We start from the raw sequence: 20,212 nt of genomic DNA, 5'->3' as shown, positions 1-20,212 counted from the left end.
TCATGAAGAAACGTTCTGTAGCGATTTTGTCGTCTGCTGTGCTCGTTATGGCATTGATGGCAGGTTGCGGAAAGGCTGACAACAACGCGCAGCCACAAACACCAACGAATCAGACAGAAGGCAGCGGTCAAGGCAATCAAGCTGCGGATGCGAACGACCCATTGGTCAAGTTTCCAAAGCTGACACTGCCGTTTACAGTAGAACCAAATGCAGCTCTGGTGGAATATCAGGGCGGTACCATGAATGGGAAAGAATTTGAAGAGTTCTTGCGTGTCATCAACTTCATGAACCCACAGCAAGGCGGCATGATTGAAGCAGCTGACGAAAATGCGTTGAAGGCATTTGCACGTGAATACACTGCGACCAAGATTTTGGCTGCCCGTGCGGATGAGACCATGAAAAAGGATTCGAAGGAACTGGCTGAAAAGACTTTTGAAAAGATCAAAACCCAGTATATGGGCTTGCTTGACAAGGATGAAGCCAAGTTCACGAAGCTGATGGAAGGACAATCTGTCAGCAAAGAGCTGGTTGTAAACCAAATGGCGCTTATCAACGATTCGATCAATGTACTGAAAAAAGGCATTAATGATGCTGAGCTGAAAAAAGCGTACGACACGATGGATAAGGCATCCCGTACGACCGCGTCTGTTCGCCACATCCTGATTTCGACAGAGAAACGCAAACCAGAAGAAGCGCTGAAGCTGGCGAATGATCTGGAAGCGCGTCTGAAAAAAGGCGAGGACTTCGCGAAGCTGGCAAAAGAATTCACAGATGACCCAGGCAGCAAAGAAAACGGCGGTCTTTATGCGGATGCCGATGTTACTCAATGGGTACCTGAATTCAAGGATGCTGCTTTGAAGCAAGAAGTAGGTGTAGTTGGTCCACCTGTGAAAACGGACTACGGCTACCACATCATCAAAGTGGAAAACCGGAAGGAAAAGACCTTTGATGAGATGAAGGAAAGCCTGCGTGCAAATGCATTGGAGAAAGCATACGATGCCTTTGGTAAAAACGAGCTGGACAAGCTCATCACCAAGTACAATCTTCCTAAAGTGAATACACCTGCCGCGAAATAAATGGGTTAGGCAGGCTGTTGGAAAGAAACAGGGACATGGGTTCCCTGTTTTTTCGTTTTCTCGCATATTCTTGAAACGTGGGCAAATACTATAGTCACTCGCTACCGCCCGGGGGAGAGTAACTGAAACAAGCTGGAAAAAGTTGCAGTCGTCACGCATAGGTAAAATTAGAATTTGAGGAAAAAATACAGGTAACGAACCAAAGCTTCTCACTACCACTTCTCTTAGGAAAGCGAGGCAACATGACATGAAAGCAACTGGTATCGTTCGTCGAATTGACGACCTCGGTAGGGTCGTGATTCCTAAGGAGATTCGTCGTACACTGCGCATTCGTGAAGGCGACCCGCTGGAGATCTTCGTAGATCGTGATGGAGAAGTCATTCTCAAGAAGTACTCGCCGATTGGTGAGCTCGGGGATTTCGCCAAAGAATACGCTGACTCTCTGTATGAGAGCATGAATCATACCGTACTGATTTCTGATCGAGACAGCGTGATTGCAGTGGCGGGGGCATCCAAGAAAGAGTACCTGGAAAAGGCGATAGGCAGCATTGTGGAGAAATGCTTGGAGGAGCGCAAGACGCGTTTGGAGAAAAACGCAGGCTCGTATGAAATTTGTCGCGACATGAGTGAGACATATGGATCCTTTGTAGTAGCGCCTATCGTTGCCGGTGGTGACCCGATTGGTTCCGTGATCTTGCTCAACAAAAACGAGTCAACCAAAATGAGCGATCTCGAAATGAAAATGTCGGAAACAGCTGCTGGATTCTTGGCTAAACAAATGGAACAGTAGACCATACTTAAAAAGACAGCCTCGATATGCCGAGGCTGTCTTTTACGTTGCTTCAAGTTTTCTTTATCTCCAAACGCATGTGGTATAATGTACGAAGTTTCTGGTTGGAGAGGAGAAAATTCACTCGTATGGTTCAAGAAAAGGCATCTGTTCAGTTTGTGAAAGGCGCCGCGATTCTCGGGGTAGCCGGTCTTGTCTCCAAGCTTTTGGGCGCTGTGTACCGCATTCCGTACCAGAACATTGCCGGTGACATCGGTTTGTACGTATACATGCAAGTATATCCGTTGTATACCACGCTGTTAATTTTGGCGACGGCGGGTTTTCCGATTGCCATCTCCAAGATCGTGTCTGAAAGAGTGGCCGTAGGTGATGCGATCGGAGCACGTCGCGCCTTTCGAGTAGCCAGCATTTCGCTGGTCATACTGGGGTTGTTTTTCTTTCTGTTGCTTTATGTAGGAGCACCAATGGTTGCAAAGTTTATGGGAGACGAACACCTGACGACTCCGCTTCGGGCAGTTGCTTGGTCGTTGCCGCTCGTACCGATGGCAGCGATCTTGCGCGGATATTTTCAGGGCCATCAGAATATGATGCCCACAGGTGTATCTCAGGTAGTTGAGCAGTTGATTCGGGTCATCTTCATCCTGTTGACCGCCTTTTGGGCGATGAATGTGTATCAGGATGCTTACCTGGCTGGGACAGGCGCCGTATTTGCAGCCTTTCCTGGAGGAATAGCAGCCATTCTCGTGCTGTTGTGGTATTGGCGAAAGGACAAGCAAATTCGACATTTGGAAGGGGAGCAGCAGCAATCCTCTGGGGTTGCCGAATGGACCAATCGCCAGGTTCTGCGCAGTCTCTTGTACTACGCCCTTCCGATCTGCATGGGAGCTTTAGTGTTGCCGCTCATCCCGCTGGTAGACTCGGTGACCGTCGTCAACATGCTGCAGTGGAGCGGGATGCAGGAAGATCTCGCCAAGCTGGCAAAAGGTGCATTTGACCGCGGGCAGCCTCTGATTCAGTTCGGGACCTTCTTCGCTACCTCCCTGTCTTTGGCCTTGGTGCCAGCGATCAGTGAAGCGGTCGCACAGCGTCAGCATCAGTTGATCGCAAACCGTGCGGAGATAGCCATTCGCTTGACGTTTTTGCTGGGACTGCCCGCTTCATTCGGACTGGCCTTGCTGGCAGAGCCGATCAACGTGATGCTGTATGGCGATACCAACGGCACGGAGGCACTGGCTGTCCAATCCTTTACGATTATCTTTGCGACCTTGAGCATTGCCAGCGCAGGCATTTTGCAAGGACTTGGACGAGTCATGCGCCCGGCACGGAATCTTTTCATTGGCGTGATGGTCAAGCTGGTCCTCAATCTGGTCCTCGTACCGTTTTGGGGGATTTCGGGGGCTGCGCTGTCCACGGTGCTTGCCTACCTGGTAGCGATGGGCTTAAACGTGCTCGCAGTGAAAAAGTACACGGGAGCCGGAATCGGCCTTCGTCAGACGGTGTTGAAGCCGTTTTTATCGGTCATTGTCATGTCGGTCGTAGTTTTGGTCGTAGAGTGGGGGGCCAATGCACTGCTGGGTAACATGCCAGGTCCGCAGCGGTTGATCCATACGATTGTTGGTCTGGTGGCCGTGGGCTGCGGGGCGCTGGTGTACTTGCTGGCTCTGCTGAAAACAGGTGGGCTGACACGAACTGACATTCAGTTTTTACCGAAAGGCAAACGGATTGCTTCGCTCTTGGCCAAGCTGCATCTGTTGCCGAAATAAGGATAGAAGAAAGCAGATCGATAAGGGGGCGAGACGATTGAATACAACCAAACAAATGATTACAGTAGTGGGGTTGGGAGCGGGAGATCTGGACCAATTGCCATATGGCATTTATCGGACGCTCAAGCAGGCTGAGCATCTCTACTTGCGCACCCAGGAGCATCCGGTAGTGGCACAGCTCGGAGCAGAGAACATTTCGTTTTCGTCTTTTGATGAGACTTATGAGAAGCACGAATCCTTTGAAGATGTGTATGCCGACATCGTAGAAGTACTGTTTGCCCAAGCCCAGCAGCATGGCAGGATCGTCTACGCTGTGCCAGGTCATCCATTGGTAGCCGAGCGTGCCGTACAGCTGCTTTTGGAACAAGGTCCATCGCGAGGGGTAGAGATCGAGATTGGCGGCGGTCAGAGCTTTATTGATCCTCTGTTTGCACGTTTGAAGATTGATCCGATCGAGGGCTTTTCCTTGCTGGATGGAACGGCGCTGAAAACAGAGCAAGTCTCCCCAGGACTGCACACCATTATCGCACAGGTTTACGATGCCTTTGTCGCATCCGATGTCAAACTGACGCTGATGGAGGTTCTGCCGGATGATTTTCTCGTGACGGTAGCGACTGCCGTCGGGGTAGCAGGACAAGAGAGAATTGAAACGGTTCCTTTGTACGAGCTGGATCGCTTGGACCATTTCGGCAATTTGTCGCTTGTCTATGTACCACCAGCGCACGATGAACGCATCTCGTACCGCCAGTTTTCCTATTTGAAGGAAATCGTAGCGATTCTGCGCAGTCCAGACGGCTGCCCGTGGGATCGGGAGCAGACCCATCAGAGCATCCGCAAAAATCTCATCGAGGAAACGTACGAGGTGTTGGAGACGATCGACGATGAAGACCCGGATGCCATGTGCGAGGAATTGGGTGATTTGCTGATGCAGATCATGCTGCATTCGCAAATCGCTTCGGAGGACGGCTACTTTACCGTGGACGATGTGGTTGCGACGCTCAACGAGAAGCTGATTCGCCGACATCCACACGTCTTCGGAGAAAAGAGTGCGAGCGACTCCGATGAAGCTTTGGCGAACTGGCAGGAAATCAAGGCGCAGGAAAAGGCGGCAAAAGGAATTGATGTCTCCGTACAATCCCAGCTGGCGGGTATTCCCCGCGATTTGCCAGCCCTGATGTACGCCTACAAGCTGCAAAAGAAAGCGGCACAGGTAGGCTTTGACTGGGACGATGTTGCTGATGTCTACGACAAAGTAGAGGAAGAGTACCGCGAGCTGGGCGAAGCTTCGGAAGAAGAGCGTGCGGGCGAGCTGGGCGATTTGCTGTTTGCTGTCGTGAATCTGGCTCGATTCATGAAGCTCGATCCGGAAGAAGCCTTGGCATTGACCAATAACAAGTTTAAGCAGCGTTTTTCCTATATTGAAGACAAGCTTCGTGAGGCAGGCAAATCCTTTGAAGATACCGATCTGAAAGAGATGGATCAGTGGTGGGAAGAAGCCAAGCAGCACGCTAAAAGGAGAGGATAAGCTATGAGACTGGACAAATACTTAAAAGTATCCCGTCTGATCAAACGGCGCACACTGGCAAAAGAGGTTTGTGACAAAGGCCGTGTCGAGATCAATGATCGTCAGGCCAAATCTGCCAGCAATGTAAAAATCGGCGACAAGCTGGCTATTCGCTTCGGACAGAAAATCGTGACGGTGAAAGTGGAAGACATTAAGGAGAATCCACGCAAGGAAGAGGCGGCATCCCTGTATAGCGTCCTGGGAGAAGTGCCGGTTCCACGGGATGAAAAAGAAGAAGACGCCTACATCAAAGGCCAGTAAGAGCATACGCAGAGGCTACCCTAAAACGGGTAGTCTTTTTTAACGTATAAGAGCGCATGGAAATTTTCCGCTACAACGGGGCCGCTCCTCCTTGAATAAGTCTCGATAGAGGTTTTCTTATAGGGGTATGGTATATAATGGGTTTACGCATGTAGGCACGATGACGAAGAAGGGATGTGAACACATGCAACAAAACGCAGTGCGACTCGGTTATTTTTTGGCGATCTCACTCTTGCTGTCTGCACTATTTTACTTCTTTGCCTCCAACTGGCCCGTGCTTAGCCGATGGGAGAAAATCGGTGTGAGTACCTCTGTGCTCGTTCTCTTTTATTTATTTTCGTACGTGGCCACTCTCGTCCTGAAAAGGCACACCTTTCTTAGCAACTGGCTATTGGTTGCAGGCGGGCTTGCCTTTGGCATCAGTGTAGCTTTGCTAGGGCAGATCTATAATTCCCACGCGGACAGCTACATGCTGTTTGTCGTTTGGCTGATTCCCAATCTGTTGTTTGCGATCGTGTCGAGATACCAGCCTTTCTATGTGATCAGCTATGTGCTGGCCCATTTGGCACTGTGCTTCTTTTTGCAGCCATCGGTTATACATGTGGTCAGGGATGGGTACTGGTGGTTTATGGTCTACTGGCTGATCGCGCTGGGCAATCTCCTGTTGTTTTGGCTGGCCGCATCCGAGCGGTTAAAGTCTCGTCCTCTCTATTACCTTTCTTTTCTCGTCTTTCAGCTCGCTTTGTTCTGCTCTTCCTTCGTGGAGGTTTACGGAGGGCTTCCGGAGCTGTTGTACCTGGTGATCGGTGGAGTGCTTTTCTTCGGCTTTTTGAAATGGATGCCAAATCGCGTCCTGCTGATCGTGACCTCGACGATGCTTGCGCTGTTTTTGCTGGCCCAGTTTTTCTGGTTTATGTTTGAGCATTATTCGGAGGGCTTTTTCCTGATTGGCCTGCTGGCTGCTGTAGGGATTGTCTGGGGAGCCGTAGCGGCGATGAAGTGGCTGAAAAGACAGGCAGCTTCTCAAGACAGCAGATGGGTGCGCTTTTTTCAGGAAGCCTTTACGGTGCTCGTTACACTAGTGGCAGCTACGATTGGGGCCGTTTCTCTTGCGGGCTTTTTGTTCTTGGTGATCGGTGATGATGATACCGTCATCTATTTTCTTTTCTTCCTGTCGTTGATTGGCCTATTGGTCCCGGTATTTTCCGAGCAAAAAATGAACGGGACTGTCCGCTACACGCTGATAACGATGGGTTGTATGATCGGGGTCGCTACGAGCCTGTATTTGGATGGGTATTATTGGGTAGTACTGCTGGCGGGCTTGTGTGTGGCTTGGACAATCACAGGCGGAATTCCCACGAAATTACTGACCCAATTTGTCTTTCTGTTCATCCTTTATTTCAAGTTGGGTGACTGGAGAAATACCCATGACCTGGTGCTTGCGATCATCTTTGTCTCGCAGATGGCCATGTATCTGCTGCCGAGTTTGCCAAATGCCCTGCGGAACAGCTCCCTGGGTTACGGGCTGCTTTCCCTGTTGGTATTAACAGAAAGCAACCAGTGGGGAGTCGCGTGGAATGTCGCGATCAGCCTTGTTTATTTCGTGATCAGTACGTATCTGGTGTATCGAACCATGCACAGGAAGGATCGCGTGAGCTTTGCCATCGCGCTCGGCTTTTGGTTCGCCTTTTTGCTCATGAAATACTACGATCTTCTGTGGAGCCTTCTGCATAAATCTATCAGCTTGTTGCTGCTCAGTATCGTGTTTTTCGCTATCAGCTACTGGTTTGATCGTTCTGAAAAATCCGAGTGGGAAGCAGCTAAACCGGCTCTTTTTGCACAAAAGCGCTTCGCCTTCCTCCTCATTATCCTGCTGCAGCTCGTGCTGATTGGCTACCAGATCGTCAGCAGCGAGACGATTCTTACACAAGGTCGCGCTATCAAGCTGAAGCTCGAGCCCATCGATCCACGTTCCCTGCTGCAAGGTGATTATGTGCGATTGGGGTACACGATCTCGACCCTCGAGCAAGAAAACATATCTGATATGGATAGCAAGATTCAGGTGGTGCTTCGACCACAAGCGGATGGCGTGTATGATTACAGCGGCTATTACGCACAGAACGGTGTTTGGAACAGAGCGTATCAGATGCAGCCGGACGACGTTACGATCAATGGAAATGTGATTGGATCCAGCCAAGTCGAGTATGGGATCGAGAGCTACTTTGTCCCCGAGGGCACAGGGCTTGAAGTCGAGCGTTCCGCGAAATTTGCCCAGGTGCGTGTAAGCAAAAAGGGCGATGCGATTCTGGAGTCTTTGTCGGCCCAGTAAAACCGTAAGAAAAGAGAGCAGGAGCTGCCGGTTAGTCGGCAGCTCCTTTTGCGTTGGCTTGCGAGCAGCGAATGCCTATTTGTTGATCCTGTTGCTGTACGTGGCGCAAGAGCATAAGCCCTGAGAATCCTATCGCGAGCAGGAGAATCGACATTCCCATCGTGGGTAAGATGGCTCCGACGCTGATACCGATCGTCCCGGTCAGTCTGGCGCATTGAAAAAAGAGTCCATTCACTGCCATGTATGAGCTGCGTGCACCGTCCTTCACGATTTGCGAGAGGTAGGCCTGACGAGTGGGAATGTGGAGCAGCTCGCCTATTGTCGCAAGTAGCATCGCAGCTACGATCACGACCAGCGAGTTGCTGTAGCTAATGACCGAGTAGCCGATCACAAACAGGAACCCACCTGTGTACATGGTTCTGGCCTCACTTGCCTGCCGAACGAGCTTGCTCACAAAGAGCGACAGGCAGACAATCAGCAGCGTATTTTCCAGCTGGATCAGGCTGAATACCTTGAGGCCGTTCAGCTCAAAGGAAAACAAGCTTCCGACATGCACCATTTGCGTTTGAAATTCATCGGACAATCGGACTGCAATGTAATTCGCCGTTTGAAATTCCAGTGAAAAGATGAGCAATCCACTTAGAGAGAACAGTAAAAAGCGTTGGTCCTTCATTACCTGTTTGTAGCTGGTGAACACATCTTTTAGAATGCTGGCTTTGGGTGCGTTGTCGATGGTGCTCGGCTTGTAAGTCTCCTGCATGAAAAAAACAGTGAGAGCAAGGGCGAACAGGCTGACACCTGTCAGTCCCAGGATGAGTTCAAAGCGGTGGGTAGCAAATAAGATCCCACCGAGTACGGAGCCGATCGCTACGGACAGATTGACTGCCCAATAGTTGATGCTGTACATAAAGGTCCGGTTCTCTTTGGTGCTTACATCGATCAGCATCGCATCCGCAGCAGGTCCGATCATACCGTTGCTCGCATTTTGAACGAGCATCATCGCAAAGGTAAGCCATGGGGAATCCAAAAGGGGAGAGTTGGCGAGCGCCATGAAGACAAAGGCAATGCACTGGGCGATCTCCCCATATACCATCACCTTTTTTCTGCCCCAACGATCCGCGAGATACCCACCGTAGAAACCCATCAGCATCTGGGCGCAAATGTTGGCGAATAGAAGGAAACCAGCGACTGCCTGACCGAGTTTGTCAGAGAAATAAATAGCCATGAAAGGGAAGATCATCGTCCCCACCGCTCTGATCAGAAAGGAAGTCACGATGCGTATTCGAATGTTCGGGTGCAGCTGCAAAAAGCTCATGGAGCAGACCACCTTTCGTTTTTCTACATTTTACCTGTCAAAAGGAGAAGAAAAAGGGTAAGATTCATTTAAGAATTTCACCTTTTAGGATGGTGGTTGGGATGAAGAGCGAAGAGCACTTTATGCAGATGCTGTTTGGTCTATCCGATTGGGAGACGAATCATGAACAGTCGATAAGCATCGAGGCATTGTCAGAAATTCTTTGCTGTACGCCCCGCAATGTGAAACTGATCCTCCGTAAATGGGAAAATGAGGGTTTGCTGCGCTGGAAGGCAGGAGTGGGACGGGGCAACCATTCGACATTGACGATTCTGTGTGATACCGCTCATTTTTTCCGATCCTGCTTCAAGAGGCTGTTGTCGGAAGGGAAAATCAAAGAGGCGATCGAGCTCATTCAAAATAAAAAGCTTCCGCCAAGGATCAAACATTCCCTACAGGAAACGTGGGACAGTCAATTCGGGTTCGTTTCCGAAGAGGGGAAGACGGCGAGTCTTGATGTCCTGCGGATTCCTCGGTCGCGTGGTTTTTCCAGTCTCGATCCAGCCTTTGTGTCCGTGGCTGCCGAGAGTCATTTTCTTTATCAGATGTGTCACAGGCTGGTCTTCTACGATCAGGAGACACAGACCATTCTTCCCGAGCTGGCACATGCTTGGGAAAGCAATGAAGAACAGACAGCTTGGACCTTTTACTTGCGGAAAGGGGTGCGCTTTCATCACGGACGTATCCTGACAGGCAGAGATGTTGAATTCACAGTACAGCGTCTCATTGACCTGGACTCCCCCTATCGCTGGCAAGTCGATGACATAGAACGGATCGAGCATCAAAGCGAAAGAATCCTTACCTTCCATTTACGTCAGCCAAACAGTTTTTTTCTCCATTTCATGGGTTCGATGGCGATGTCCATCTTGCCGTATGATCTGCCCTTTTCAGAGAAAGCCGTCGTGGGAACAGGGCCGTTTCGGATGGCTGAATACACCGATGAGCGACTTGTGCTGGAGGCGTTTGACGATTACTACAGAGAGCGGGCGCTGCTCGATCGCGTCGAGATCTGGATTGTGGCAGGAAGGCACTCTTCCAATCAGCTGTATCAGCTGCCGGAGCGGGAGATAAAGCCTGGGGCAGGGAACAAGGAGGAAGACCTCGTTTTTGAGGAAACGGGGTGTCATTATATCGCTTTCAATTTCCGCAGACCGGGTGTTCACCATGATTTTGCTTTTCGACAGGCGATGCAGATCGTGGTTGACCGCAATCAACTGGTAGGAAAACTGGGAGAATACGCGTTTTCTAGTGCAGGGAGCTTTTTGCCAAAGAAGAGCAGAAGCATGTCGTTGCCATCATCTGATTTGGAGGAAGCAGCTTCTTGGCTCCGTCGCAGCACATACAAGGGAGAGACGCTCACATTATTTATCAGTGAGGGAAAATTGTTTGACGTAGTCGGGAAATGGATAAAACGCAGATGCAGTCAAATTGGGCTCGAGATCACGTTTGTCCCAGTGACAAAAGCAAATTACCTGTCTGATCTTATGGATCGTGAGGCAGATATGGCTATCATGGGAGAAGTCTTGCAAAGTGACGTTGAGCTCGGGCTGTTCGAATTGTACAAAAACAAGAGCACGATCGTATACCGATTTATGAATGACGAGATGCGAGAGGCGGTGGACAAGAAATTGTCTGCGGTGATGCGGATGTCGGATCGGGAAAAGCGGATGGATGCTTTAATGGAAATCGAAGAAATCTTTCGTCAGGACCTGTGGATTTTATTCATCTTTCATGTAAAACGGATTGACCGCTATGACCCGGCTTTGCAGGGGTTTGTCGCCAATTCATTTGGTTGGCTCGATTTCTCCAAACTCTGGGTGAAGTCTTTCGTTACCCTTCTGTAACCCTTTCCTGCCGTTCTTTTCCTATCATAAAAGGAATTGCAGGTTAAAGGAGGCGTTACCGTTGCACAAAAGCGCAAAAACAGGTATTTCCGTATTGCTGGCGACTACGGTGTTGGCAAGTCCATTTGTCGTGGTGCCAAAAGCCGCTTATGCCCTAACTGTTGAAGATATTTCGGCAGATGATACGAGCGCAGATGAAGAAACTGAATATACGATTGAATTTGAAATCGACAAGGAATTGAAATCGGGTGACGAAATTTCCGTCAAGTTCCCTTCGGATTACACGGTTGATAAAAAGCTGAAAACATCCGACGTGTATTTGGAAGATGACGATGGCGATGAAGTCGAGATCGATGATGTTTCGGTCAGCGGCAACGTGGTGACGATCGAGCTGGATGAAAAGGTCAGCAAAGGCACGCTGCTCACTCTGACGATCGACAACATTACGAATCCAGAGGACAAAGGAACCTACACGATCGGGGTAAAGACCTCGAAGGAAACCACCTATAAAAATGAGAAAATCACTATCGGCAAATCGTCAAGCAGCGGAAGCAGCAGTAGCAGCAAGTTTGACGTCGTCCAGAGCAGCAAGTCGGCTGAGGCTGACATCTCCTTGACGCTGGGCAAATTCAACCTTTCCTCCAAAGGGAAACTGAAAAAGGGAAAATACATTTATGTAGATTTTCCAACGAAGGATATGCTGCCAAAGAGCATCAGCAAATCCGACGTAAAAGTCAACGGAACCAAAGCCGAATATGTCAGCATCCTGGACAGTGACTCCATGCGCATCGAGATTCCGAGCGGAGCCGACGGAGATAGCTACATCAAGCTGGAGTTCAGTTCGTCCGCAGGTATCAAGAATCCGTCAGAGGCCGATGACGAATACACCTTTGAGATTGAGTACGACAGCAAAAAATACACCTCCGAAGACATGGAAGTGACCGGGACAGCGAAGTCATCCTTTGATGTGGCCCTGTCTGATCGTGCTGCTGGAGCGCGTTCAAGCTATTCCTTCGACATAGACCTTTCGACAAAGCTGTATTCCAATACGGATATTACGATTGAGTTCCCGAGTGCAGACATGGTACCGCCTGTGGTATCCGGCTACAGCGTAACGGTGAACGGGGATCAGGTCAATACCGTGAGTACAAGCAATGGCAAGGTTTCTTTCCGTACACCTAGCGGATTTAAAAGCACGGACAGCCTGACCGTCAAATTTGCCTATGATGCGTATTTGACGAACCCCAAAACAGCAGGTACATACAGCCTGACTGCCAAGGTTGACAATAAGACGTACCGTTCCAAAAGCTTTGAAATCTCCGGTACCTCTGTCCCTGCTGCCGTGGACAATACGGCTGCTACCATCGGATTGACTCGTGCGACGGCGTCGACACCGACTGGCGTGCAGATTGCCATCAAAGGACTCGGGGCTCCTATCACGCGCTCGCAAGGATTCTTTGAAATTGTCCTGCCTGCAGGCTTCAAAGTCCCTGCCTACATACCGGCGACGAGCGTGACGGTCAACGGTACAGCTGCCAACTATGTCGGGGTACGGGGTCAAAACCTGATTATCGTGCCGTCCCAGGACATTCCTGCACAGACAGCGGTGACGGTCAATGTGCTGGAGGCAGGAGGCGTTGTGAATCCGGCAACGGCGGGTGTATACAGCATTGGTGTCTACACCTCGGAGGAAAAGGGTCTTCTGTTCGCTCGTCCTGCGACGATCGTGGCACTAAATGGCGTCAGCTTCAAGGCCAACGTCGCTTCATTCACGAAGTCAGGAAAAGCGACAGCAATGACAGCGGCACCATACATTGTGAACGGGAATACGCTGATGCCTGCTTCCTTCTTCCGCGATGGCTTGGGCATGTCCGTTACCTGGACAGCAACGACAGCCAAGGTGGTTAGCGGCAGTACCGTCATGCAGTTCAAGGTAGGCTCCAACGTGGCGACGATTAACGGGCAAAATGTTACCCTGCCAACGGCTGTTCAGGTGAAGAGCAACATTCCAACCTTGCCACTTCGTACGATTACCGACCGGACTGGCTACAAAATCATCTTTGTCAACGGCAATTACACCGTGTACAAATAAGAAGCAAGCTACCCTGCTAACCCCGCTCTCTAGCGGGGTTTTTGTTCTAAAAGGACATCCCCCCCCATACGATTGTACAAGAAGGGTACGTAAGGGAGGAGTTAGCATGATGGAGCACACGAAGCGGCCTCGCCATGAAGTCGTGATGATCAACAGGCGCTCTTTGGCGATTTCGGGTGTGAAGAACGTCGAAAGCTTTGACAGTGAGGAATTTCTCTTGGAGACAGAAGGCGGCTTTTTAACCATACGTGGACAAAATTTGCATATGAAAAATCTGAGTTTGGAAACCGGAGAAGTGGCGATCGAGGGTCTGGTGCATGAAATGGCCTATCTGGAGCAAGGGCAGGCCGGGGACCGGTCGAGAGGATTCTTCGGCAAGCTGTTCAAGTGAGTATCGCAACCCAGCTTCAGACGGTCCTGGCCATGTCCACGTGCGGTGCGCTTATGGGAATGGGATTTGATACGTATCATGTTTTTAAAGGAAAGAGCAGACTGCCGTTGTGGATGGTATTCATTTTTGACGTCCTCTTCTGGATCGGCAGCATGGGTGCTGTTTTCTTGATATTGGTGAAAGTAAACGACGGAATCATTCGGTTTCCCATCTTTTTTGGAATGATTTTTGGCGCCTGGGTGTATTTTGTAGTAGGTAGTAAGAAGTATATCCAATTTTTACACCGCGTGATAAAATTTTGTCAGTGGTTTTACCGTACGGTTTTACAGATCATTGACACCCTGGTTGTGCGTCCTATCCTGTTTTTTTACCGAGTGATCCTGATGGTGCTGGCATTTTTGTATTCCGTGTTGCTCGCGATCCTCGGCTTTTTGTGGAAAGTGGCGCGTTTTGTCACTTCGCCCTTTGCCAGATGGGGTCAACATTTGGGGAAAAAAATGTTCGGCAAAACAAAAGGAATTTGGACCAATGGGAAGAATTGGTTTCACTCAAAGAGAAAGCGGGATTAAATATCCGAGGTGGCCTAATGATGAAAGAAGCAGCATCCCCTACAACCAATCGAAGAGGGCAAAAGCGGAGAATGCGGCTGTTTTTCTTTTTCATTCTTTGCTTTTTCGTCTGGACTGGCTATACCTTTTATTTGCAGAGCGGGGTTCTTGCCCAGAAAGAGACTGAGCTGGAAGCATTGAAGCAAGAGTCAGCCGTTTTGCTGCAGCAGCAAGAGGAGCTGACCTATGAAGCGAGTCGTCTGAATGACCAGGAGTATTTGGCAGAGCTGGCGAGAAAACGGATTTACTATACCAAACCTGGCGAGAGCATTTATGTGATTCCGGAGGAGTAGCGTTTGACTGATCTTCAAGCAGAGGGAGGCTTTCCACGTTCATGGGAGTCGAGATCGGGAGCAAACTTGAAGGAAAAGTGACAGGTATCACGAAATTTGGTGCGTTTGTGGAGCTGCCAGGAAATGTGACCGGTCTTGTGCATATCAGTGAGATCGCAGACACGTTTGTCAAAGATATTCATGACTTCCTGAAAATCGGGGATGTCGTAACGGTGAAGGTCTTGAATATCCGCGAGGGCAAAATCGGATTGTCGATAAAAAAGGCGTTGGAAAAGGAACGACCACCTCGCCATCAGCGTGAACGTGGGGAGGGCTTTGAAGATAAACTGAATCGATTTTTGAAAGAAAGCGAAGACCGCCAGTCCCCGTTAAAGAAAAATGGGGACAAGAAGGGCCGCGGTCGACAACATTGATTCGGAAAATTTTGACTTTTCTTTCTTTATAGTTTGCGCATTTTGACTACAATATCAGGAAGGCATTTTGTGAATCATGCCGAATACGTATCGTAAGCCCGTTTCGCAAAGCGCGAATCACCTGTCAGCCGACGTTATCCGCCATAACGTCGGTTTTTTTTGTGCAAAAAGAAGGGAAGTTAAGAATCTTGCCATCGCAAAGGCGCTGGAGGTTCGTTAGTAGCCTGGAGTGGCCAAGTTTCCCTTTCTGCATAAAGCACGTACTCATGTCCAAACGTGTCAATGAATTTGTCGGACGATTCTGGGAATATCCATTGGTTTTTTGACAAATTTTACAATACCGCCTCCGTATAATTGAGAAACACATTGAACAAGAACGGGGTGGTGTTGACATGATCGCAAATAAAAATGTTACGAGTACCGGCCAGGTATGGACGCGTCAAGTATCTGAGCAAATGGATACAGCCGCGATGACCTGGGGAGAAAAAATAGCGGATGCAGCCTATCGGTGGAACGTGCTGCCCTTGTTAATGGGTTTTTTGTTAGGAAGGGCTCTCATCTTGGAAGAGCTGACTCCTTTTGTTATCCCCTACTTCATAGTCATGTTTTATCTGCGAAGAGATTGTATCATTACGACCGGCTTCGCTTTGATATTAGGAGCCTTTACCCAATCGGTGCCGCTCGGGCTGCAGACGGTTCTCAGTATTGTACTCGCATTCGCCGCGTGCAAGATCAGCCAGCGAATGCGCAGGAAGGATTTTTCCCGAACGCCTCTGCTCGTCATGACGACGATCTTTGTCAGCCACCTGCTGTACCATGCCCTGACCAATCAGGTAAATACTTACGAGCTGGTCATGGTCGCAGTCGAAGCTGTTTTGGGGTTTGTGCTGACACTCATCTTTATTCAATCGCTCTCGATCGTTCATCTGGCCAAGCCTTATGAGCCCTTGAAAAACGAAGAGATCGTCTCTCTGGTCATTTTGTTAGCCTCGCTGATGACTGGCACAGTGGACTGGATGGTTGAAGGCATTTCCATGGAGCACGTGCTGTCCCGGTATTTGCTGCTGTTGTTCGCCTTTGTAGGTGGAGGAACCGTGGGAGCGGCAGTCGGGGTCGTTACGGGCCTGATCCTCAGTCTGGCAAATGTCAGTGCCCTTTTGCAAATTAATCTGCTCGCCTTCTCTGGGCTGTTGGCAGGCTTGCTAAAAGAGGGGGGTAAAGTCGGTGTATCGGCAGGCTTGCTCATTGGGACAGCGATCCTGGCGATCTACGGCGGCGCGGAGGAAACGTTGTATTTGTCTCTCGTCGAATCAGCGATCGCGATAACCTTGTTTATCCTGACGCCGGCCGTGCTGTGGAAGAAGGTCGCAAGATTCATCCCTGGCACGATGGAAAATCTACAGTCTCATCAAGAGTACATGCGCCGGGTACGGGATGTGACGGCGGGCAAGATCCAGCAGTTTTCCGAGCTGTTCACTCAGCTGTCCCGCAGCTTCGCCCAGACGGCGGACCCTGAGGAAGTCGAGGAGCAGGCAGACGCCTTTCTCAGCCGTGTCACGGAGTTTACCTGCCAAAAATGCTGGAAGAAGGAACAATGCTGGGAAAAGGATATGCAGTCGACCTATCAGGGCATGCGCTGGCTCATGGAAAAGGTGCAGGAAAACGGTACCCTCGCAGGCGTTACACCACCAAAGGAGTGGGAGCGGAAATGCGTCAAGACGGAAAAAGTGATGACGATCATGGAGCAGGAATTTGAGCGGCAGGAATCCTTTGAACAGCTGAAAAAGCAGGTGAAGGAAAGCCGCAAGCTGGTAGCCGACCAGCTCTCTGGCGTATCTCGAGTCATGAGCGATTTTGCCAGGGAGATTCAGAGGGAAGGGATGGAGCTGAGCTTTCAGGAGAAACAAGTATCGCAGGCGTTGGAGGGACTGGGTCTTTCCGTGCGCCGCGTTGATATACACAGCCTGGAGGAAGGAAGAGTCGATATCGAGATCAGTCAGCCTACCTGCTACGGACGTGATGAATGCGCCAAAATAGTGGCACCCATGCTGACGGAAATCCTGGGGGAGAACATCGTTGTCAGAGAAAGGCACTGCGAAGCCCAAAAAGACGGCTCATGCACGATGTGCCTCGCATCCGCCAAAACCTTCGAGATCGATATCGGCGTAGCGGGTGCAGCCAAGGACGGCAAGCTTTTATCAGGGGATAGCTTCCGCACGATGGATCTGGGAAATGGGAAAATGGCATTGGCGATCAGCGATGGCATGGGCAACGGAGAACGTGCTTCCATAGAGAGCCAGTCGGCACTCGACATGCTCCAGCAGCTGCTGCGTTCCGGCATGGACGAGAAAATTTCGATCAAAACGGTCAACTCGGTGTTAGCGCTGCGCTCTACCGACGAGATGTTTGCTACCGTTGATTTGGCGCTGATCGATCTGCAGACGGCGAATACCCGCTTTGTGAAAATCGGTTCGACCCCCAGCTTTGTGAAACGAAGCGCCGATGTCATCACGATCACAGCCAATAATTTGCCGGTGGGAATCCTGGATGAGATCGAGGTGGATGTCGTATCCCGTTCCCTCAAGCCCGGAGATTTGCTGATTATGATGTCAGACGGAATCTACGAAGCGCCAAGGCATATCGAAAATCGTCAAGCCTGGATGAAGCGAATCATCAGTGAGCTGGAAACGGAAGACCCGCAGGAAGTAGCTGATCTGTTGCTTGAAAAGGTCATTCGCCAGCACTCGGGACAGATCGTCGATGACATGACGGTTCTGGTCGCGCGAATAGACCGGTTTGTCCCACAGTGGTCGGCCATTCAGGTACACGGCATGCAGAAGCTGGAGCGGCCTCGGATTGTGAGTTAGCGAGTATGTTTTTTCAGCTCCCCGTCGATACTGTTGCTAAAAAGCAGAATGGGGAGATAATTTGTGAAAGAAGCGACACTTCGGCAAATTTTGGTTGTCACCGACGGATGCTCGAATACCGGGATGAGCCCGGTGGCAGCAGCAGCTCTTGCGAGAGAACAAGGGATTACGGTGAACGTGATCGGTGTGATTGAAAAAAGCGAACTGGGTGAAAAGGGCGAGATGGAGATCCGCGAGATTGCAGAAGCAGGAGGTGGCCTTTGCGATATTGTCTACCCGCAGCAACTGGCACAAACCGTGCAAATGCTCACGCGCAAAGCGATGACGCGTACGATTCACCAAGTAGTCAATAAAGAATTGAAAGAGATTTTGGGCGATTCGGGTATAGAAGAGCTGGAGCCTCAAAAACGAGTGCAGGTAGCCGGCATGGTGGACGAGTTGGGAGAGAAAAGCAGCCTGAATGTCGTCATGCTGGTGGATACATCGGGGAGCATGAAGCCAAAGCTGTCTGCGGTCCAGCAGGCCATACATGACTTCAGTATCAGCTTGCACTCACGCAGTGGTCAGAGTCGGATGGCCGTTTGTTCATTTCCTGGGAAACAAAAGTACCTGGATGTGCGCATTCCATGGACGGAAAAGGTAGAACAGGCTCATCAGATCAGCAGTGATCTGGCGATGAGCGGGATTACGCCTACTGGACCGGCTATTGTAGAGGCGATCGCCTTGTTCGAGCATGTGAAGCTCCCGCGCGCTCTATCCGAGCGATATGCCGACATGGAGTCCGACGATAACGAAGATGGAAGCCTGCGTGACCATGTCTTTTAATCAATCGCCCCGCATTCCCAGCTTGCCGCGCCAGTTTCAGGGCAAATGGAATAAAAAATCGTACCACGTCTTAAGGGAGTTGGGGCGTGGAGCGAACGGCGCCGTTTATTTGACTACCCAGGGCGGCGTCAAACGGGCGGTCAAGGTCGGGGCAGAAGGTATGGATATTTTAATGGAAGTCAATGTGCTGAAAAGCGTGCAGCAGGGGCGGGATTCCCAAGTGGGACCGCTCCTGTGTGATGTGGACGATCTGGTGATTGATGGCAAGCCATGCACGTTTTACGCGATGGAATACTTGGAGGGGGAGCAGCTGGACCGATATATCAGGCAATCCGGAGTGGACTGGGTCGCTGTGATGATGGTCCAGCTGTTGGCTCGTCTCCATGTTTTGCACAAGCACGGTTGGGTGTTTGGAGATCTGAAGCCGGAGAATGTGATGGTGACGAAATCGAGCAAGCAGGTCCGGCTCATTGATTTTGGGGGAGTGACCAAGCAGGGAAACGCGGTTCGGCAGTTCACCGAGGAGTACGACCGGGCATACTGGCATGCGGGAGACAGAAAGGCGGAAATCAGCTACGATTTGTTTTCTGCGGCAGTCATGATGGTGCGCCTCGCTGTCGATCCGCAAACGTGGCAAAGCAGTCACAGTGAAACGCGGCATACGGTATGGCTCTGTGATATAATACGGAAAAGTGACGGCCTGTACCCCTATCGAGTGCCACTCCTGAAAGCCTTTCACGGGAAGTACTCGACAGCAGGGGAAATGAGAGCAGAGATGCTGGAGATTTTAAAAGATCTCACAGTTGCCGCCCCGCAAAAGCAGAAGCACATACAGAAGCAAAAGCGGACATCTGGGGCAGGAGGAATGGGGATTAGCGGACTGTTTGTCGCGTCCTTGTTGCTTTTGGCTGGCACACTTTATTACGCTTGGTTCATGTGAGATTTGCAGGAACAAGGCAATATAGAGGTTTAGATAAGGATGTGACGGTCTTGTCCTCAGATTTGGTGATGGATACCTGTCTTTTGGCAGGCGCGATTATTTTGAAAAACGGGGGAGAGACCTACCGTACGGAAGAGACGATGGCGCGGATTGCGCAAGCAGCAGGGATGGATGACGTCAACAGCTCTGCGACTCCGACGAGTATTATTCTCTCCTTTCGATGCAAAGGTCTGGACCATACGCGCATGGTACGTACGCCGTCCCGGACAACCAACCTGAACAAGATTACGCTGGTCAACGATGTTTCCCGTCGCTTTGTGAGTGGAGGCATAACCTTGGAGCAGGCGTATTTGACATTGTGTGAGATTGATCAAAAGAAACCGCTGTACCCGAAGTGGATGCAGCATTTGGCGGCCGCTACTGCCAGCGGCTCTTTTGCCATGCTCGCGGGAGGCACCTGGTACGATCTCGCTCCGTCAGCCCTGGCTGGGTTGACGGTCAATCTCAGCCTGGAATATTTGGAACAGTTTGTTCGAATGAAATTTTTTACCGAGTTTTCGGCAGCTTTACTAGGTGGCTTGTTTGCCTTGTTGGCTGTGACTGTCTTCCCTGAGCTGCACATTAGCATCATCATTATTGGGGCGATGCTGCCGATGTTTCCGGGGATCGCGATTACCAACTCGCTGCGTGATTTGATGGCGGGCGATTTGGTGGCAGGTGTTTCACGCGGAGTAGAGGCCATGCTGACCGCTATTTCTGTTGCCGTGGCTACAGCAATTATTCTCTGGTTTATGAGGTGATC

At 50.4% G+C, this 20,212-nt stretch carries 17 protein-coding genes; 16 read left to right on the top strand and 1 reads right to left on the bottom strand.

All coding sequences use genetic code 11. The annotated features are described in order from the left end of the window. The first annotated feature begins 2 nt into the window (after positions 1-2). From EDM55_RS22655 to EDM55_RS22630, 6 genes are all read left to right on the top strand, one after another. A complete protein-coding gene (locus EDM55_RS22655) occupies positions 3-1,076 on the top strand; it encodes a peptidylprolyl isomerase (RefSeq protein ID WP_092274963.1) in 1,074 nt (357 codons plus the stop codon). Between the two features lie 247 nt (positions 1,077-1,323). Then, positions 1,324-1,866: a stage V sporulation protein T gene (gene spoVT / locus EDM55_RS22650; protein WP_092274966.1), complete on the top strand. Its 543-nt coding sequence runs from the start codon at positions 1,324-1,326 to the stop codon at positions 1,864-1,866. A gap of 128 nt (positions 1,867-1,994) precedes the next feature. Beyond that, the gene (locus EDM55_RS22645; RefSeq protein ID WP_092274969.1) at positions 1,995-3,629 is read left to right on the top strand and encodes a putative polysaccharide biosynthesis protein; all 1,635 of its coding nucleotides are present in this window, start codon (positions 1,995-1,997) and stop codon (positions 3,627-3,629) included. 55 nt (positions 3,630-3,684) lie between these two features. Beyond that, positions 3,685-5,154, top strand: coding sequence for a bifunctional methyltransferase/pyrophosphohydrolase YabN (yabN, locus tag EDM55_RS22640; protein WP_122961485.1), 1,470 nt, complete (start codon positions 3,685-3,687; stop codon positions 5,152-5,154). Between the two features lie 3 nt (positions 5,155-5,157). After that, positions 5,158-5,454, top strand: a complete 297-nt coding sequence (locus EDM55_RS22635) for an RNA-binding S4 domain-containing protein (protein ID WP_122923836.1) — start codon at positions 5,158-5,160, stop codon at positions 5,452-5,454. A gap of 184 nt (positions 5,455-5,638) precedes the next feature. Continuing rightward, positions 5,639-7,783 carry a GDYXXLXY domain-containing protein gene (locus EDM55_RS22630; RefSeq protein WP_092274975.1) on the top strand — a complete coding sequence of 715 codons (2,145 nt, stop codon included), beginning with the start codon at positions 5,639-5,641 and terminating at the stop codon, positions 7,781-7,783. A 31-nt stretch (positions 7,784-7,814) separates the two neighbouring features. On the opposite strand, the gene EDM55_RS22625 is transcribed toward EDM55_RS22630, so the two are convergent. Further along, positions 7,815-9,098, bottom strand: a complete 1,284-nt coding sequence (locus EDM55_RS22625; RefSeq protein ID WP_122961455.1) for an MDR family MFS transporter — start codon at positions 9,096-9,098, stop codon at positions 7,815-7,817. A gap of 101 nt (positions 9,099-9,199) precedes the next feature. Between EDM55_RS22625 and EDM55_RS22620 the strand changes: the two genes are divergently transcribed. From EDM55_RS22620 to EDM55_RS22575, 10 genes are all read left to right on the top strand, one after another. Further along, positions 9,200-10,981 (top strand): SgrR family transcriptional regulator, encoded by a 1,782-nt coding sequence (locus EDM55_RS22620; protein ID WP_122961454.1) that lies wholly within the window; start codon positions 9,200-9,202, stop codon positions 10,979-10,981. A 61-nt stretch (positions 10,982-11,042) separates the two neighbouring features. After that, on the top strand, positions 11,043-13,073 hold the full coding sequence (locus EDM55_RS22615; RefSeq protein WP_122961453.1) for a copper amine oxidase N-terminal domain-containing protein: 2,031 nt from the start codon (positions 11,043-11,045) through the stop codon (positions 13,071-13,073). A gap of 106 nt (positions 13,074-13,179) precedes the next feature. Then, positions 13,180-13,464: a sporulation protein YabP gene (yabP, locus tag EDM55_RS22610; RefSeq protein ID WP_092274989.1), complete on the top strand. Its 285-nt coding sequence runs from the start codon at positions 13,180-13,182 to the stop codon at positions 13,462-13,464. Then, positions 13,461-14,033: a spore cortex biosynthesis protein YabQ gene (gene yabQ, locus EDM55_RS22605; RefSeq protein ID WP_122923832.1), complete on the top strand. Its 573-nt coding sequence runs from the start codon at positions 13,461-13,463 to the stop codon at positions 14,031-14,033. The genes yabP and yabQ overlap by 4 nt, the downstream gene beginning before the upstream one ends. A 20-nt stretch (positions 14,034-14,053) precedes the next feature. Further along, complete coding sequence (locus EDM55_RS22600; RefSeq protein ID WP_092274995.1) at positions 14,054-14,365, top strand: FtsB family cell division protein; 312 nt, start codon at positions 14,054-14,056, stop codon at positions 14,363-14,365. 41 nt (positions 14,366-14,406) lie between these two features. Then, positions 14,407-14,778, top strand: a complete 372-nt coding sequence (locus EDM55_RS22595) for a S1 RNA-binding domain-containing protein (protein ID WP_092274998.1) — start codon at positions 14,407-14,409, stop codon at positions 14,776-14,778. A gap of 392 nt (positions 14,779-15,170) precedes the next feature. Beyond that, positions 15,171-17,645, top strand: a complete 2,475-nt coding sequence (spoIIE, locus tag EDM55_RS22590) for a stage II sporulation protein E (protein ID WP_092275001.1) — start codon at positions 15,171-15,173, stop codon at positions 17,643-17,645. A gap of 63 nt (positions 17,646-17,708) precedes the next feature. After that, a complete protein-coding gene (locus EDM55_RS22585) occupies positions 17,709-18,470 on the top strand; it encodes a VWA domain-containing protein (RefSeq protein ID WP_122961452.1) in 762 nt (253 codons plus the stop codon). Beyond that, positions 18,460-19,410: a serine/threonine protein kinase PrkT gene (gene prkT, locus EDM55_RS22580; protein ID WP_122961451.1), complete on the top strand. Its 951-nt coding sequence runs from the start codon at positions 18,460-18,462 to the stop codon at positions 19,408-19,410. The genes EDM55_RS22585 and prkT overlap by 11 nt, the downstream gene beginning before the upstream one ends. A 50-nt stretch (positions 19,411-19,460) precedes the next feature. Continuing rightward, entirely contained in the window at positions 19,461-20,210 is a 750-nt protein-coding gene (locus EDM55_RS22575; protein ID WP_092275012.1) for a threonine/serine exporter family protein, read from the top strand. Positions 20,211-20,212 lie beyond the last annotated feature (2 nt).

The organism is Brevibacillus centrosporus (genome assembly GCF_003710815.1).
Taxonomy (GTDB): domain Bacteria; phylum Bacillota; class Bacilli; order Brevibacillales; family Brevibacillaceae; genus Brevibacillus; species Brevibacillus centrosporus.
Note: the sequence above shows the minus strand (reverse complement) of the source record. Positions and strands in the feature narration are given on the sequence as shown.